The organism is Cellvibrio sp., assembly GCF_039207905.1.
GTDB lineage: Bacteria > Pseudomonadota > Gammaproteobacteria > Pseudomonadales > Cellvibrionaceae > Cellvibrio.
Map to the genome: position 1 here is coordinate 28,320 of NZ_JBCECX010000006.1, position 16,138 is coordinate 44,457.

Sequence of the window (16,138 nt, forward strand, 5' to 3'; positions counted from 1 at the left end):
CTTTGTTAAATACTTAACCCCCCAGCGATATCAATCACGCCACCAGTAATGTAGCCTCCATTTGGTCCTGCTAGAAAACATGCCATCGCAGAAACCTCTTCAAGCGTCGCAATTCGGCGAATAGGGTGCAGATTCAGAAGTGCTTCAGGCACACCATCTCCCAATACTTCAACTGACATATCGGTCGGCATTACACCTGGCTGGATGACATTAACAGTGATATCACGACCACCAAGATCACGTGCAACACCTTTCGCATATCCGGCGATTGCTGCTTTGGTACCCGCATAATCGGCAGCGCCTGCGAAGGGCACGTGACCACCTAAAAGTGAGCCAATGAAAATGATACGTCCGCCGTCCGTCAATACCGGTGCTGCGGCTCTGGTTGTCGCTACTGCCCCCATCACATTAATTTGCCATTGGCGATCAAGGTTGACGGTATCGAGATCAGGATCGTCAACAGTCTTGCCTTGAACGGCGATTGCGGCGTTATTGATGAGAATGTCGAGCTTGCCAAAGGATGCAACTACTTTATCAACTAGTGGCTTGGCTGCGCTTGTATCGGCTTGATCACTTTGGATTGCGATAGCTCGTACACCCTTCGTCTTCAGCTTTTCAACAACAGCGTCTGCTTTCTCTGCCGATGCTACATAGCTGATCGCCACGTCCGCACCTTGTTCAGCAAGTGCTTCTGCGATTGCTGCACCAAGTCCGCGAGAGCCGCCGGTGACGAGTGCAACTTTACCTTTCAATACTTTTTGCATGAAAAACCTCTCTTTGCATAAATGGCCCCTGTTTTAAGGGGAGAATTAATAGCGATCACGAATGATCGCTACGGAATACGTGCGTGTTAATGGGAGCTTTGTGCAGGAATTTTCTGATGGTCTTATGTGAGGACTATGGGTTTAGCCCTGGCAAGATTGGTGGCCAGTTCTGATCGTGTTTGGCGTTCTTGTTTCCACGCTGGTTGGCCTGGCGCATTGCGCCATGATTCGCTGAGCGGACTATGGTCGACGGCGTCAAAACCAAACTGGTCGTACAGTTTTGAGGCGAGTTCTGCTGCCTCAGGAAAATTGCTTGAAACTGCCAGGGCGAGGCGATCGGGAGAGTCTAGTGATCTACCCCAGCTAGTAATGCGGGGAGCTTGAATATGAGTAAAAACTTTAACGACTTTAGAGGTTGGCAGTTGTTCCTGACGCAGCTCGTGAACCGTCTTTTGCCCCGAGTCTATGACTGGAATATGTCCATCTCGCCAAATCATGTAGTTGTTTGTATCTAAAACAATCTTCCCCGCGAGTTCTTCTACGGGCATGTTATTGATCACCTTAAGAGGTACGGCAATTACAACAAAATGCCCGGCAGTGGCGGCTTCCTTGGGTGTTGCTGCACGTGCGGATGGACCAAGCTCTTCAATAAGCTCCTTTAATGTTTGTGGATCGCGTGAATTGGCGATAACGATGTTGTAGCCATTGGCGATAGCAGCACGCGCAATTTGGCTGCCAACTTCACCTGCTCCGATGATGCCTATAGTGGTCATGAATAGTTTTACCCAGAGTTAATTGGTCTATCGCTGAAGGGGGCGATGTGGCTTTAAATCATAATGATCATTACCGTAACAAACGTTATGTTATTGGACATGTGGAGTCAAGCGATTTAATATCGATCATTATGAAAAGAGAGGTAGGCTAATGGGGCGTCAGCGCGAATTTGATTTGGATGAAGCACTGGATGCGGCACTTTGCGTGTTTTGGAGCAAAGGGTACGAGGGGGCGTCGTATACCGACCTGACTCAGGCTATTGGTGTTGAGCGGCCTGCGCTGTACTCGGCATTTGGCAACAAAGAAGCTTTATTTCTACGAGCACTTGAGCGCTACTACGGGCATTACCTGGATTTTTTTCCAGCAGCGCTGGAGCAGCCGACCTCCAAAGAAGTGGTTGCACACATCCTTCGTGGCGCGGCAGATTTAAATACTCGCTATCAAGACCATAAGGGATGTCTCGGCATACATGGAGCCTTGGCTTGTTCAGACGATGGTGAACCTGTTCAGCGTGCGCTTGTTGATGCGCGAGCGGGTGGAGAGAAGATCTTGCGTGAACGCCTTGAGCGAGCTAAAGAGGAGGGTGACCTACCAAAGGATGCAGACTGCGCTGCATTGGCTGCTTTTGTGTGCGTTGTACTTCATGGCATGGCTGTGCAAGCTAAAGCTGGTTTCAGTCGCGATACATTGGAATCGATAATTAATCATACTTTGTCGACTTGGCCATCAAAGTAGATCGTGTTAGAGGTTAGATTGATCAATAAATTTTTGATTTGATGCTCAGTGTACATTCCTGATTATCATATCCATTACTTACCACTGGATTCGATGGATTGAAATGACGCACATTGCTGATACTAATAAATCAACAAATGCACTAGAAGATAAAATAGAAACTCTTTATCACTACCAGCCATTCAACAAAAATCATCTGGAATTACTTCTAAGCAATAGAACTATATATTGCTCAAATCCCAATTCTTTCAACGATCCGTGGGACTGTAAACCTTGGTATAACACCTCCATACTTGATGATGAAGTAGAGTTTCAGCTGCATGTCGATTTTATTAGGGAGCATGCTAGAAAGTCTTCTTCATTCTCTGATGCAGCGGTTAACGCAATCGCAGGAAATCGAACTTTATTGGAAGAGACGTTGAATGCGCTCTCTCTAGGAATGGCAAGAGACAATGATCGTTGTTTCCGTATTTATTGTTTAACGCCAGATGCTACAAACTCTCTGATGTGGTCTCATTATGGGGATAAGCATAACGGGATATGTCTAGAGTTTGATACGATGAATACCGTAATCGGTGCTGCAAAAAGGGTTTGCTACAACGCATCGTTGCCTACAATAAAGTTTTATGAAAGAACAACTGATCCTGTATTTCATTTACTACACAAATCTGATGTTTGGCGTTATGAAAAAGAGTACAGAATTCTAGCTCGCGAGCCTATTGGGGAAGCTAGTTTTGATGATAGCCCTTTGTGTTGTAATGCTGGTGTTCTGAAACTGCCAGATAATTCGTTAAAGTCTATCATTGTGGGGTGCAATGCAGATTACGATGAGGTTTACGATCTTGTTAGAACTCTTGATCCAAACATTGCCATAAAGAGAGTCGTTCGTTCATCGAATCAGTACTCGCTGAGAATTGAATGAAATTCAAGGTTTCCGATTGGCCGATAGCCGACCACGAACTTATAACGAAAAACTCACATCTGGTTATCCAGAAATTTAATCATCACTAATGATTGTGGCGGCAGTCTAAATTCAGTGTTGTTGCTTATTTTTTGGGTAGTGACAACAGGGTTAATAGCGTGAGGGTTCGAGAATGAGTTTTCGGCATCCAAATTGTTATTGGTTAAACTAGTGATGGTGGCTGTCGACTCAAATGCTGTTCCTTTTATTTGAATTGCAACAGTTTTAGTTGTCGCAGAGGTGTTTACCAGTTTAACAATAGTATTGTTGTCTAAGTTGTCCTTTACTGCCGAAGCATAAAGGTCTTCCTGCCCTGTGTGGGCTTGGCCATTCGTGGTTACATTGAGCACATCGGTGCCGCTGTTAGTAGCGAATAACTTTTGTACTGTATAGTTTGCTGTGGGCAAGGCTTGCAGGTTGTTGAACCAAATTAAGTTGGGTGCCCACTGCCAAGCTTCTACATGAGCCATTAAGGGAGCGTAAGATGTCATATGCACTACATCAGCATTGCGTTCCAGTCCGGTCATGAAGGCAGCTTCCGCCAGTGCAGTCGCCCAGGAATTTTTGTTCAGGGGGCTTACAATGGCAACACTTTGCGCCGCATATTCACCTGCAAAAATTTTAGGTCCTTTGCGGTCGTAATGATCGTAGCGGGTGGCGTTTTTTTTGAACCAGTCAACATCTTTATAATAGTGTTCATCAATAATTTCAGCCCCCAGCTTTTTAAGCTCTCTGTGCGCGTAGTCAAATTGCTCGCCATCGGCAAAGGGGCCAGAGCCGGAAATTAAAATAATATTCGGGTATTTTTCTTTCAAAACCTTTTGGAAAATTTTAAAGCGCTCAATATATTGTGGCCCCCATTGCTCATTACCTATACCAATATATTTAAGGTTAAATGGCTCTGGGTGTCCCATTTCGGTACGAACTTTTCCCCAGGGCGATTGCGTGGAGCCATTGGCAAACTCTACTAGATCTAATGCATCCTGAATGTAAGGATCAAGCTCCGACACCGGTACCAGCTCTCCGCTATTAAATTGGCAAGCGATACCGCAATTCAATACGGGAATTGGTTCTGCACCCAAGTCTTCTGCTAATTGGAAATATTCGTAAAAGCCCAGACCGAACGATTGGAAATAGTCTGGTGTAATTTTATGGGGAAACTCGGTGTTCCAACGGCTTACCATAGTAGGGCGCTGGTCAATATCACCCAGAGTGGTTTTCCACTGGTAACGCTGTGCCAAAGTGCGTCCCTCAATAATGCAGCCTCCGGGGAAGCGTAAAAAACCTGGTTTTAAATCAAACAACAACTGGGTTAGATCTTGTCGCAGGCCTTTTGCTCTACCTTTCCACGTATCTTTGGGAAATATGGAGATCATGTCCAAATCGATAGTACCTGTTCCCTCGAAGCTAATCTTCAAACGTGCTTTTTCTTCAGTTGCTTTTGCATGCAATGTTGCTGTGTACTGTTGCCAACCTTTATTTTTCGCGGCAATGCGAGTTGTGGCTAATACATTGTTTTGCGGATCAATTAGCTGGACGCTAATGTGCGTTATTTTTTGTTCACTATTAGCCGCATAAAGGGACAACAAATAATCCTTACCTTTGATGATCCCCATGCCGCGAAAGCCATCGTTTATAAGGTTGTAGTTTTTATCGTTAAAGACATTAACACGTAAAATATTCTTGTTGGATTTGTTATTCGCAAAATTCAAGGTACTTGCTATACCTGAATTATGGTTTAAGGCGTAGGGTTGGGTTTGTGGTTGAGTCCAACCCATCAAGGGTTGATCAAATTCAAAAGAACGATTTTTTACTAGCTCTGCATACAACCCTCCATCGGCAGAGAAGTTAATATCTTCAAAAAATATGCCGTACATAGTAGGTTGAACTTTCTTATTCGAGGTTGATAAATCCAAATCGAGTAGTGTTACCTCTTTTGCAACGGCAACATTTATCAATGCCATATTCAGAATTAACAGAGTTATTTTTTTTATAGGGATAGTGGGCATATTTAATCCAGTTCCTGAGCGTTTTTTACAAGCGCTAACTAATTTCTAAAGGTGGTTTTCTTGTTGAATGGTCTCTAGCGATTTGCCCTTGGTTTCATGCAATTTTAAAATAATAAAAGCAAAAAATATTAGGCAGAGTATACCATTCAATCCCATGGTGGCGGCATCGCCAATCCCACCTAAGAGCATAGGGAAGGTAAAGGTAGCGGCGAAGTTGGCGAGCCAAAGCGCCAGGGTAGCAATGGCCAAAGCTTGTGCTCGAATCTGGTTAGGAAAAACTTCTGATAGGTATACCCAGGTGACCGGCCCTAGGGTTGCAGCAAAAGAAGCGATGTAGCCCATTAAGCATAAAAATATCCACGGCCCCTCTAATATCTTGGCATTGAAACAGTAGGCAAGAATGGATAGAAAGATTGCCATTAACATGGTGCCGCCCAGTAGTAGAGAGCGGCGGCCAGTTTTATCTATCAGCCACAATGCGACCAGTGTAAATAAAAAATTAGTCAGCCCTATGCCGAGCGTCTGTAATAAAGCTGAGTCCATTCCTGAGCCTGTTCTTTCAAAAATAATCGGGGCGTAATATAGGATTGAGTTAATGCCGGTAATTTGCGAAAAAACTGCGACTGTAACTCCAATCATAATAATTTTAAGGTTGTCCTTTTGTAGTAACACTTTCCATGAGGTGGTTTCATTGAGACTGAAGCTTTCTTTGATTTTTCCAATTTCTTGCTCGGCATGCTTTTTCCCCCCGACGGATTCCAGGATTGCTTCTGCTTCATCGTGACGGTTCATCATTACTAGCCAGCGAGGGCTTTCTGGAACAAAGAACAGTGTAAATAGAAATGCAAGCGCAGGAAGCGCTTGCGAAATAAACATTGCTCGCCAACTTGATAGGCCAAAATCTGATAGTAAATAACCAGACAAAAAGGCCAGCAGGATTCCGCACACAATTGCCAATTGGTACATGGTAACTAATCGACCACGGATATTCGCCGGGCTAATCTCGGCGATATACATTGGTGACACCATCGCTGCAATGCCAACAGCCACACCACCCAAAATGCGAAATGCAATTAAAACATGCACAGAATTAGCTAAACCGGTACCAATACCGGCAAGCGCAAAAAATAACGCACAGACAATTAATAACTTTTTTCGCCCAAAAGGATTTGAAAGGCGGCCAGCTATTAATGCGCCAGCCCCGCAACCCAATAAAATGGAGCTAACCACCCAGCCCTGCATCAATTCGTTTAACGAAAATTGCTCACGCAAAAACGGCAGTGCGCCGGAAATGATTGCAGTATCAAAACCAAACAATAATCCCCCTAGGGCGGCAACAGCGGTAACGCTCCATATAAAGAGGGGGTTAGCTGCGATCTCTTCGTGCGAAGCGTTAATGGACGAATTTGATATGGAAGTCATAAATTGTTCCGGCAATTATTATTAAATATATGTTGTAAGATATTAAAAATTTTTCAGCGTCACATCCTGATCTTTAATCAAAAAGTCTGCTGAGGCTGATTTTCCTGTAGGTGCATCATGCCATGGAGCAGTATCGGCCACTACTTTCAGCGGAGTAATGCAGGATGTAGATTTTTCATTGAAAGGAATGTTGGCGCTGCGGTTATAGGCAGAGATTAGTGACCAACGTGCATAATCTGAATCATTGCTGTTGGAGCGGTGCAATAAATTGCTGTGAAAAAATAATACATCACCCGGTTTAAGGGTTACATATACCAACTCTGAGGTCTTCAGTGACTCGTTTACAAAACGCATATCTGCCCCATTTTGTTCACCGGAAAAAGCGTGTTCAACACGACCTAACTTATGTGAGCCCGGAATCACTTGCAAACAGCCATTTTCAATGGTGGCTTCGGTCAGAGCCAGCATGACACTGATCATCTGATCGGGATACAGGAATCCGTTTTTATACCAGTACCCATAGTCTTGATGCCATTCCCATGCTCCGCCAACATGAGGTTCCTTTTGCATTAATTTGGAGTGAAAATGGCAAACTTCTGATTCCCCTTCCAGTAACTGATTAACTGCATTGACAATTTTTTCCGTGCGGGTCAATAAACCGTAAGTATCATCACCAGGTGTAAACCAAAGCGCCAGTTTGGTTTTTTTTCCAGTGCTATCATTTAAATCGTAGCTATGCTTGCTAATTTCCTGGTCGCTCACCGCTATCTGATAAAGCGATGCGGTTTCTTCTGACGAAAACATCTCTCGTACAATAATAAATCCATCTTGCTGATAATTCTGAATTTGCCTTTGCGTTAAACGAGCCATGGTGATGTACCTGATTGGTGATTGTGTTTGTTATTTTATGCAGGCGATTTTGAATCATCTAACACGCGATAATCTGAGACTAATACTATTTTGATGTGCATTTTTTCTGTAACCCGGTGATATCATTTTTATAATCTCTCTCTTAAGAGAGCCATCATATGTAAGTTGATATCCCATTGATTGGCGTAGGGGCTGTTTGTAAATGGGGCGCAAGGCATATAAGGTGCGGGCCCGAATTCAGGTGTTATTGTCAGGATTTTCCCTGTCTGCGCAAATCGTTTTGCGATAGCTTTCCACCAATTCACGTGAGTATTGACCGCATCTGTCCACTCCGGTGCGCGTGGATCATTTACTTGTGGTCCCTGTGGCTGACCTATTCGTGCATGAACATGTTCTGTTCGTCGAATGGCTATATCGACAGCATCGGTTTGATCCTGCAAAAAATTTTCTGCGACACAAATCCAATGGGAAATATCCAATGTGATTTTTAGCTCGGGTATTCTTTCCAGTGCTGTACGCGCAGCATGAGCGGCAAACAAGCAACGTTGCCGATGGGTTTCATGAATAACCTGCACCGCGCTATTTTCCTGGTGGGAACAGGCAACTTGAAAAAGTATTTTGTTTTCTTCCCAGCTAAAACAATCCCGTCCAGTTTGTGCATTAATTTTTTCTGCCGGGTAAGGCGATACCATTTCAAACCAGCGTGAAAACTCTTCCTGGTGTTGGGAAAAATTGCGTGTGACTGTATCGTAGTGGTGCGGAATTATTTTTAATTGGTGCTGGCTGGCGAGATTCCAGACTTTGTCCAGTTCAGACTGCGTCGTATTTGCAGCTATTCCATATTCAATTCCATGATAGCCACTATCTTTGACAGACTGCGCGAATGCCTCCCACGGAATATGTTCGCTCCCCCAACGGGTGCAATAAAACTCAAGAACAGATTGTGCAGACATTCGTTATAACTCTTTGGAGGTGAGTAATTGGGCGCGGTCCTTGCGCAATGTTACGATCATCAGGAAGCAGTGATGTCATCCTGTTGTAGGCGCAAGTAAGCGTAGAGTGGCCATGCGTGCGCATGTGCGCAGTAAGAGGCAAAGTTAAACCAGTGGCCGTTATCGCCATTGCGCGGTAAACCGGCGATATCACCCGATTCAAAAGTGTTAATCGTATCCGGTGATGTCCATTGCCCAACCCAATAATCGGGGTAACATTTGGCAAAATGGTCGAACGTCATACGTTCCAGTAACGCATTGGCTGCTTTTTTATCGACGCTAGCCAGACCGATGACCAGTGGGCCAGTCAATGCATGCCAAGAACCGCCGTTTTCACCTGTACCGGGAATGTATTGTGCCCCTGGAATACCTATTTCACGTTGGCGTGGCTCAAGTAACTCTTTGTCCAACAGACGCTTTTGTATTTCACTCCACAATACTTTCTTTTTCGCTGCGGGAAATTTCTTGTCCTGCATTAGGAATATTTGAGGCTCTATGTGCATATCCTTATCGCCAAGCGATTCTCCGCCGGATAAGTACAGACGACGTGAAAAACTACGATCCTGAAGATCTTTGTAAAACGCTGCGCGATTAGATCGCTCAAACATCTGCAAACCGGTAATTAAATCCTTACACAATTGTTGGTTGTCGCCGCTGAGTTTGCTGTGGTTTTTTTCCAGTTGTGTGACTAGTGCTGGGATAACGCATAAACCCATTGCACTATTCATATGGGATTCGGCAGTCCAGAAATGCTTCATGATCGGTGTATCCATAAAGACCATGTCATTCCAGTCAGAATTCATCAAGCGAATTAAACCGTGCGGGCCAACACTAATTTCATCACGCAAATAGGCTAGCGCACGACGCAGCTTTTCCAGCGTGGTTGCACCGTACTTCGCTTCCATTGGCAGGAATTCTGTTTGCTCTTCCAAAAATTGGCTATCACCGGATACACGTAAATATTCGGCAACGGCCATAAATAAATAGAGCTGCTGATCTGATGTATTCCAAGCGCTGTTGGATGTACGCCCATAACCTATGTCGGTATATTTAATTTCACCTTGATAGGTCATCTTCTTTAATACAAAGCGGATCGTCGATTTCGCTAGATCTGGATTGGTATAACACAGTGGCAGGCTGTGTTGGAGATGATCGCGCGGTGCGGCGGTTAATCCCATGGTGTAGTCGTAGGTCATGCCTTGCGGGATAAACGTTTCATGATAGAACTCGGAGTGCACAGCCATAGCCTCCAGCACATAGGCGTTCCATTGCATCTCGCCGCGACGTATAGCATTTTTTTCGTGGGCAAAATCTGGCAAGCGTTTTTTCCAGTCCGCCAAAAATGGCGAAATCGCTTTTCCTTTATTCGTATTAACTGCTGCAATAAGAGGAGTGATATCGGTAACTTGTCCGTGACTGGCAGTGCCTATCACGAAATAGGCCTTGATACTTTTACCTGCCTCAATGCTAGCGGCAATACGTACACCAAGACGCTTACCTGAGTCATTGGTATCGAGAGCATAAACTTCGCTTTTGTGTCCCGCATTCAGTGTCGCAGGTGCTTGTATAAATACTCCGGGGGGCGATAAATCGTTACGGGCGGCAAAGGCGTCAGCTGTTTGCCTGCTTGGATCTTTTGGTTGCGCTTTAAAATGGCAAGCGACATGTCCGTTTGCTGCTGAGTGGGTAATTGAGGGCAAATATTGTACCGGCCAATCAGCTTCGGAAATTCCACGATCAAGGCTTGATGCATAGCGGGCAAGCAGGGTTTCTTCGTAAGTGACTTGCTGTGTATTTTGGGTGTTATTGGTTAATTCAATTTCCACCAAATAAGCAGAAATGCCCGTGTGTAATGCGCTTGAAGGTGCAACACTCAGCGTGCGACGGCAACGCAATTCCTTGAATGGATAATTAAAGTTTGCGTAACCAATACCAAACTCGCGTGTACATTGCACCGGGTCACGTGCGCGACCATTTGGTCCGATCAACTGGATAGGTGCCTCATTTCCCACTTGTAATGAGGCCGTATTATCCGGGCGTTGATCCTGCCCCTCATTCAGCTTTGCCCAGGCGCGCTCACCACTTAACAAGCGCACTACACCGGAGCTGTGCACAAAACTGGTCAAACGATAATTGCCCAGTAAAAAATAGGGATCATCTTCTAATAATTCGGCAGGTTTTTTGTAATCGCTTACTGTACGGCGCGTGAGCGGTTGTGCGCTGTAACGAAATTGAGGCAAACCGGATTTATCGGTATCCCAATGGCCAATAGGTGACTTTTTTATTTTTGCGTTCGGACTACTTGCCATAAGCTCTCCAGCCTGACTGATTACTGATGTAGTGGCGACATAACCACCAATGAGCGCGCTGCTTTTTAGAAAGCCCCGGCGCGACCAACTCAACTTGTACATTTCTTCTCTCCAATAGCTTTTTATTGTTCATAGGTTCAGCTTAGAGAAAGGCAGAGAGTGACCAATACGCTTATCTCCACCAATACTGATACTATTTTGATTTGATGACTAAAATTTTGTTAAGAAAACATCAATATAAGATAAGGCATGATTTTTCTTTTTTTTGGAGTATTAATTGTTATATCTCCATACCTCAATCCAATCGTAAATTGCCTCTCCTTTTACGGTATCGGCAGTTACCGGCCCAGCCCAGGTAGTGATATTAGAAGCCCATATGGTCATGAGAATATTTTGCGGTAGCCCGACCAAATCCATGCGATCTACCCAACGGTGATAAACCACATCATCGATTAAGAATTTCGCCTCGGTTGGAGTCCATTCAATCGTGTAAACATGGAAGTCTGCGCTAGAGTCGAATCCCAATTCTTGCATAAGCGGATATTGTGTCGGTGTTACTGAAGCGGTTACTGGTGGCGTTAATTTGGGGCCGGTATATACCATCGAATTAAATTGAATTTCGTGGGTGTTTTTACCGAGGCTTTCAATATCAAATTCATTCCAGCTATCCGCAGGCCAGGGCGTATAAATGGTGACTAATGCGGATACCACAGCAGAACCTTTTGCCAGCTTCGCACGCGCACTCACCCGCCCGTAATTAATCGTATCGATTGATCGAACTTCCGCCCCCAAATAAGGCTTTGACTCACCGCCGGAGCTGGTGCCAGGCGGTGCGTCGAGTAATTTAATTTTCATCATGCCATCGGCAACAGAAACTGTATCGGCTGAAAATAATGCAAGATTACCGCCCCATGAGTGCGTCATAAGTTGCCAGCGATTGGAATCAAAATGGTTGAAGTCATCCCTGAAAACCAAAGAAAAGCGCTCGGGCGACTCACTACTGGTCGCAGCTGAACTCGATACTGCGGCACTGGCTAATGCAGTGCTGGACGGCGCCACACTTGACGCCGCTGCTGGTGCTGAAGAGCCAGGATAAGAACTTGATGCCGAGGTACTTTTGGTGGCCGATGCTCCGCCGCCGCAGGCGTATAGGCTGGTAGATAACAGGGTTACAAGCAGGATGTTATTTTTATTCATCATTGTCTCTCGTGCGTGGGTTAAATCAGATTCCAGCTTAGAGAAAGCAAGGAGAGCGCTAATACGATTATCTCTGCTATTGCTGATACTATTTTGACCTCTTGGTTGGTGTAATGCTTACCTCGGGATCAATATAGGAATAGAATTGTTTAAATGTGCTCTTATAGGGATATGGAGTTTTTAACCCCAACACTCTTCCGGTGATATATGAAAGCTGTCCTCGCCAAGTTACCCCACACAGCGGAACACTCCTTCAAAGTGTACGAATTTATCGTTCCTTATTACCAAACCCCTTGGCACTTTCATCCTGAATATGAATTGGTGTTAGTCACCAAAAGCCGGGGCAAGAAAATTATTGGCGATCATATTTCTGATTTTGATGTGGGGGACTTGTGTTTATTGGGACCCAACCTGCCTCACACTTACCATAATAATCCTGAATATTTTGAGCCGGACTCAGGATTGTTGGCTGAATCCATTGTCGTTCATTTTTCAACTCAATCATTAGGTGAGGGATTTTTCAATATTCCTGAGATGAATGTAGTCCGCGAGATTTTAGATAAGTCATCTCTTGGTTTACAAATCACTGGTGGGACGCGCGTAAGTGTTGCAGAAAAGCTAAAAAAAATAATTCTAGCGAACGGAATACAACGTATCATTTTGCTGCTGGAAGTGTTAGACGAGATAGCCAAAAGTCATGATTATCAAGTGCTCGCCAGCGCCGGAATGATTGGTGAGAATGCTAGCGATTCAGTACGTCTAAACACTGTTTTTGATTTTGTAATGCGTAACTTCAAAGAAAAAATTAGCCTTGAGTGCGTAGCAAATTTGGTAAATATGAGTGATTCAGCTTTCTGTCGTTATTTTTATAAGCGCACACAAAAAACATTTTTTGAGTTTCTCAATGAAACGCGTATAGGTTATGCCTGCCGATTATTGTTAGATGGAAAGAAAAGTGTTTCAGAAATTGCTTACGATAGTGGCTTTAATAATATCTCTCACTTCAATCGCCAGTTTCGTCAAATAAAAGGAGTAACGCCGAGTGCTTATAAAAAGGAAGTGGTTGGGCGGGGCACCGCACTTGATACTATTGTGCATCCCTTATATCAAGCGCAGTAAGGATTATTTTTTTGGTAGCTTTTGATTCACCAATAACGGGTGGGAGCAATCCTCTTGGGTCGGCGTAACCTATGGTAATTGACGTCAAATTCAGTTGCATGCTATGACTGCTGCGTGCCCAAAGCGGACGGTCAGTTAAATGAAAGGCGGCAAGTAATTGAAGTTGCTTGGGCTGTAAACTCCATACTTAATTCCGTTTGATATTTAAGTCCTTGATTTAACAAGAGCGAAATCTATTGCAGATTCATCTACTTTTGGAGTTATACGGCATTATGCAAAATTAGTTAGAATAACGACCCGAGGTTTATATAGTTGATGCAAAAAAGCTTCGGCTAAACCGAAAGAGAAAAAAGCAAACTCTAAAATTACAAAGGAAAATATGTATGAGTCTTTCGTTTCACATTGGTTTTAATGGTCAATGCAAAGAAGCTTTTGAGTTTTATGCAGAGCATTTAAATGGAACTATTGGAACAATGCTGGAATTTAAGGATTCTCCTGTCGCGGCAAGCGTCTCTAAGGAGTGGCAACACAAAATTGTTCATGCAAATATCCTAATTGAAGGAGCTGAATTGGCAGGTGGTGACGTTAACCCAGAGCAGTATCAAAAGCCGAAAGGTTTTAATATATTGTTGGGCGTGAAAAATGAAAGTAGGGTTAAATCCTTGTTTGAGCAGTTTTCTGTTGGCGGTGAAGTAATTTTACCACCTCAAAAAACATTTTTTTCGCCTTGTTACGCAATCGTTGTAGACCGTTTCGGTATCCCTTGGAAGTTTAATTGTGGCACATAATAAAGCGCTCCAGCTAGCGCACTGCAACATGTAGTTGCAGGTAAAGCCCCGCTTATCGTCGAGAAACCTAAAGGAATGTTATTGTTACTGGCTCTGAATGAATTATATTGACAAATAACCAAGCTCATTAATTTCGGTTGAGGCTGATGGCAATATTTTCTAATGTTGTAAGCTCCCAACCAATAAGCCCTTTCTTATTGGTTGGGGCTACATATTACTCTTTGAGTTTTCGTCTCTTCCCTGTAATCATCGACAAAGGAAGGTTTTCTTTTAGTCTGAAACTTTCAAATAAAGCCGCCAATATGTGCAACATAACGAGCGCTATTAATGTATTAGCAATCCATTCGTGCAGATTACCAACCCAGTCTTCTCCCCAAAAGTAATCAACTTCCTCCATCATGTATCCGGTGATACCCAGTAGCAGTATGCATAACATCATTGAAATCATAACCACCGCTCCCAGTGGAGAGTGTCCCATGCGGTGGTATGGTTTACGTTTCGCTAATGCACTGATGTGAGACGCAAGGCTGGCGCGAGTCGGAAAGAAATCCGACCAGCGCGCAGCGCCTTTGCCGAAAAACCCCCAGAGAAAACGTATTAGTAACCATGCAACTCCAATATAGCCCAACCATTGATGCCAGCTTTCGCCTGGTTCATTAATGAAATAATTTGCAACAAATATTGTTGCTATGGACCAATGAAATAACCTGATTAACGGGTCCCAGAGCTTTTCAGTTTGAGGCACCATTACTCTTCAATTTCCTCTTTAACAGTTTTTCCTGTCACTGGGTCAAAATATATCTCCACTTTTTTCTTATCTTTATCCCACCCATAAATCTCATAGCAGTTACCATCGGTCACTTTAAAGACTTTTATTTCGTAACCTTTTGCTTTCAGGTCTTCCTGGAATTTAGCTTGATCAAGCCATTTTGATTTATCAATATCAGTACATTGTGGGCCCGCGAATACAGCTGTGCTTAATAAGGTCAGTGTTGTGAAAAAAAGTACACGCATAAAAGATCTCCTAATGAATTAAAATTAATTTTATTTGCGAATTGTTGCTATTTATGGGGTGCGCTCCATATTTTAGCGGACGATTTTTTTACAGATGTAAAACCTTCCTGTTTACCATCTTTAAATGTAAAAGTTCATTTTTTTCGCATTGCTTTTTAATTATTGAGACGTACAATACACAAACTCTCTCAGGGGAGTAATCTGCTGAATTAATCAGCGCTTGTGTCAACAGACTTGCATTTGATGCATGGTACAAGCGTCCAGCCTGATAAGTCGGGTGGGATTGATGAGACCTGAGGTATCCAACTGACCGAGACGGGACAGTTGAGATGCCTCATGTTTTTATTTCCCGTCTGGATTTATTTATGGAAGCTTTTGTTAATTCCACTCTCGCAGTTGCTATCGCTGAAATTGGCGATAAAACTCAGCTTCTCGCTCTGTTTCTCGCTGCTCGATACTCTCGTCCTTTCATGATCAGCTTTGGTGTGTTTGCTGCCACCATATTCAATCATGCTTTATCCGCTTGGCTTGGATCGTGGCTCGCTGACACAATTCCTACTCATTGGATTCCATGGATCATCAGTGCAAGTTTTGTTGCTATTGCAATATGGATTCTGGTTCCTGATAAAGAAGATGACAGCATGGGGCGTTTTGCAGAGTACGGCCCATTTCTCGCAACTCTGATTCTGTTTTTTCTTGCAGAGATTGGTGATAAGACTCAAATCGCTACGGTGGTTTTGGCGGCCAAATATAACGAAACTTTATGGATGACACTGTCAGTGATTGCGGGGACAACATTTGGAATGCTATTGGCAAATGTGCCTGTAATATTTGCGGGTAAATGGATTATGGATAGGCTTCCACTTAATGTTGCTCGTAAATCTGCCTTCGTTTTGTTTATGGCTTTGGCGGTAATTACGTTAGTATCGATGAAAGGTGAAATCTAACAACTTACGTGTTATGTAAGTTTGGTGGTGAGTGGTTTGTAATACAAAACCACACGCTGCTGGTCGAACAGGGTTCATGTATTTATCTATTCAAACCATTAGTCATACGCAGAAAGTTAACTCGCTTTTTTGCGTATGACTAATCATCTCATTATCTATAGTGTTAGCAATATCGTCCAAAATATGGAGCGCATTACTACCTTGCTTATGGGAACGCTAGCGTCCGATATTGGCCGA

General features: G+C 43.8%; 15 protein-coding genes and 1 riboswitch. Of the genes, 5 read left to right on the forward strand and 10 right to left on the reverse strand.

Annotated features, from left to right (window positions below; all coding sequences use genetic code 11):
* Positions 1–5 precede the first annotated feature (5 nt).
* Both AAGC78_RS04905 and AAGC78_RS04910 read right to left on the reverse strand, forming a co-directional pair.
* On the reverse strand, positions 6–764 hold the full coding sequence (locus AAGC78_RS04905; RefSeq protein ID WP_435782927.1) for an SDR family NAD(P)-dependent oxidoreductase: 759 nt from the start codon (positions 762–764) through the stop codon (positions 6–8).
* Positions 765–886: 122 nt separating this feature from the next.
* Positions 887–1,537, reverse strand: a complete 651-nt coding sequence (locus tag AAGC78_RS04910; RefSeq protein WP_435782928.1) for an NADPH-dependent F420 reductase — start codon at positions 1,535–1,537, stop codon at positions 887–889.
* 151 nt (positions 1,538–1,688) lie between these two features.
* On the opposite strand from AAGC78_RS04910, the gene AAGC78_RS04915 reads away from it, so the two are divergent.
* The gene (locus AAGC78_RS04915; protein ID WP_435782929.1) at positions 1,689–2,273 is read left to right on the forward strand and encodes a TetR/AcrR family transcriptional regulator; all 585 of its coding nucleotides are present in this window, start codon (positions 1,689–1,691) and stop codon (positions 2,271–2,273) included.
* Positions 2,274–2,376: 103 nt separating this feature from the next.
* Positions 2,377–3,195, forward strand: a complete 819-nt coding sequence (locus tag AAGC78_RS04920) for a DUF2971 domain-containing protein (RefSeq protein WP_435782930.1) — start codon at positions 2,377–2,379, stop codon at positions 3,193–3,195.
* 53 nt (positions 3,196–3,248) lie between these two features.
* On the opposite strand, the gene AAGC78_RS04925 is transcribed toward AAGC78_RS04920, so the two are convergent.
* The 6 genes from AAGC78_RS04925 to AAGC78_RS04950 form a co-directional block, all read right to left on the reverse strand.
* Positions 3,249–5,243 (reverse strand): alpha-L-arabinofuranosidase C-terminal domain-containing protein, encoded by a 1,995-nt coding sequence (locus AAGC78_RS04925; RefSeq protein ID WP_435782931.1) that lies wholly within the window; start codon positions 5,241–5,243, stop codon positions 3,249–3,251.
* 45 nt (positions 5,244–5,288) lie between these two features.
* The gene (locus AAGC78_RS04930; protein WP_435782932.1) at positions 5,289–6,665 is read right to left on the reverse strand and encodes a sugar porter family MFS transporter; all 1,377 of its coding nucleotides are present in this window, start codon (positions 6,663–6,665) and stop codon (positions 5,289–5,291) included.
* Positions 6,666–6,707: 42 nt separating this feature from the next.
* Positions 6,708–7,535 (reverse strand): phytanoyl-CoA dioxygenase family protein, encoded by an 828-nt coding sequence (locus AAGC78_RS04935; RefSeq protein WP_435782933.1) that lies wholly within the window; start codon positions 7,533–7,535, stop codon positions 6,708–6,710.
* Positions 7,536–7,663: 128 nt separating this feature from the next.
* On the reverse strand, positions 7,664–8,488 hold the full coding sequence (locus tag AAGC78_RS04940) for a sugar phosphate isomerase/epimerase family protein (protein WP_435782934.1): 825 nt from the start codon (positions 8,486–8,488) through the stop codon (positions 7,664–7,666).
* A gap of 59 nt (positions 8,489–8,547) precedes the next feature.
* Entirely contained in the window at positions 8,548–10,938 is a 2,391-nt protein-coding gene (locus AAGC78_RS04945; protein ID WP_435782935.1) for a GH36-type glycosyl hydrolase domain-containing protein, read from the reverse strand.
* A 171-nt stretch (positions 10,939–11,109) separates the two neighbouring features.
* Complete coding sequence (locus tag AAGC78_RS04950) at positions 11,110–12,036, reverse strand: family 16 glycosylhydrolase (RefSeq protein ID WP_435782936.1); 927 nt, start codon at positions 12,034–12,036, stop codon at positions 11,110–11,112.
* 204 nt (positions 12,037–12,240) lie between these two features.
* On the opposite strand from AAGC78_RS04950, the gene AAGC78_RS04955 reads away from it, so the two are divergent.
* The gene (locus tag AAGC78_RS04955) at positions 12,241–13,152 is read left to right on the forward strand and encodes an AraC family transcriptional regulator (protein ID WP_435782937.1); all 912 of its coding nucleotides are present in this window, start codon (positions 12,241–12,243) and stop codon (positions 13,150–13,152) included.
* A gap of 383 nt (positions 13,153–13,535) precedes the next feature.
* Entirely contained in the window at positions 13,536–13,940 is a 405-nt protein-coding gene (locus AAGC78_RS04960; RefSeq protein ID WP_435782938.1) for a VOC family protein, read from the forward strand.
* Between the two features lie 214 nt (positions 13,941–14,154).
* Here the strand turns inward: AAGC78_RS04960 and AAGC78_RS04965 are convergent, their stop codons facing one another.
* Both AAGC78_RS04965 and AAGC78_RS04970 read right to left on the reverse strand, forming a co-directional pair.
* Positions 14,155–14,688, reverse strand: a complete 534-nt coding sequence (locus AAGC78_RS04965) for a cytochrome b/b6 domain-containing protein (RefSeq protein WP_435782939.1) — start codon at positions 14,686–14,688, stop codon at positions 14,155–14,157.
* On the reverse strand, positions 14,688–14,954 hold the full coding sequence (locus AAGC78_RS04970) for a PepSY domain-containing protein (protein ID WP_435782940.1): 267 nt from the start codon (positions 14,952–14,954) through the stop codon (positions 14,688–14,690). Before AAGC78_RS04970 ends, AAGC78_RS04965 begins: the two co-directional genes overlap by 1 nt.
* A 179-nt stretch (positions 14,955–15,133) precedes the next feature.
* Positions 15,134–15,314, forward strand: a riboswitch (yybP-ykoY riboswitch).
* A 5-nt stretch (positions 15,315–15,319) separates the two neighbouring features.
* Between AAGC78_RS04970 and AAGC78_RS04975 the strand changes: the two genes are divergently transcribed.
* Entirely contained in the window at positions 15,320–15,901 is a 582-nt protein-coding gene (locus AAGC78_RS04975) for a TMEM165/GDT1 family protein (RefSeq protein ID WP_435782941.1), read from the forward strand.
* The last annotated feature ends 237 nt before the right edge of the window (positions 15,902–16,138 follow it).

Coding starts and splice junctions, on each gene's coding strand:
- AAGC78_RS04905 (WP_435782927.1), bottom strand. CDS start 764: ATGCAAAAAGTATTGAAAGGTAAAGTTGCACTCGTCACCGGCGGCTCT.
- AAGC78_RS04910 (WP_435782928.1), bottom strand. CDS start 1,537: ATGACCACTATAGGCATCATCGGAGCAGGTGAAGTTGGCAGCCAAATT.
- AAGC78_RS04915 (WP_435782929.1), top strand. CDS start 1,689: ATGGGGCGTCAGCGCGAATTTGATTTGGATGAAGCACTGGATGCGGCA.
- AAGC78_RS04920 (WP_435782930.1), top strand. CDS start 2,377: ATGACGCACATTGCTGATACTAATAAATCAACAAATGCACTAGAAGAT.
- AAGC78_RS04925 (WP_435782931.1), bottom strand. CDS start 5,243: ATGCCCACTATCCCTATAAAAAAAATAACTCTGTTAATTCTGAATATG.
- AAGC78_RS04930 (WP_435782932.1), bottom strand. CDS start 6,665: ATGACTTCCATATCAAATTCGTCCATTAACGCTTCGCACGAAGAGATC.
- AAGC78_RS04935 (WP_435782933.1), bottom strand. CDS start 7,535: ATGGCTCGTTTAACGCAAAGGCAAATTCAGAATTATCAGCAAGATGGA.
- AAGC78_RS04940 (WP_435782934.1), bottom strand. CDS start 8,488: ATGTCTGCACAATCTGTTCTTGAGTTTTATTGCACCCGTTGGGGGAGC.
- AAGC78_RS04945 (WP_435782935.1), bottom strand. CDS start 10,938: ATGTACAAGTTGAGTTGGTCGCGCCGGGGCTTTCTAAAAAGCAGCGCG.
- AAGC78_RS04950 (WP_435782936.1), bottom strand. CDS start 12,036: ATGATGAATAAAAATAACATCCTGCTTGTAACCCTGTTATCTACCAGC.
- AAGC78_RS04955 (WP_435782937.1), top strand. CDS start 12,241: ATGAAAGCTGTCCTCGCCAAGTTACCCCACACAGCGGAACACTCCTTC.
- AAGC78_RS04960 (WP_435782938.1), top strand. CDS start 13,536: ATGAGTCTTTCGTTTCACATTGGTTTTAATGGTCAATGCAAAGAAGCT.
- AAGC78_RS04965 (WP_435782939.1), bottom strand. CDS start 14,688: ATGGTGCCTCAAACTGAAAAGCTCTGGGACCCGTTAATCAGGTTATTT.
- AAGC78_RS04970 (WP_435782940.1), bottom strand. CDS start 14,954: ATGCGTGTACTTTTTTTCACAACACTGACCTTATTAAGCACAGCTGTA.
- AAGC78_RS04975 (WP_435782941.1), top strand. CDS start 15,320: ATGGAAGCTTTTGTTAATTCCACTCTCGCAGTTGCTATCGCTGAAATT.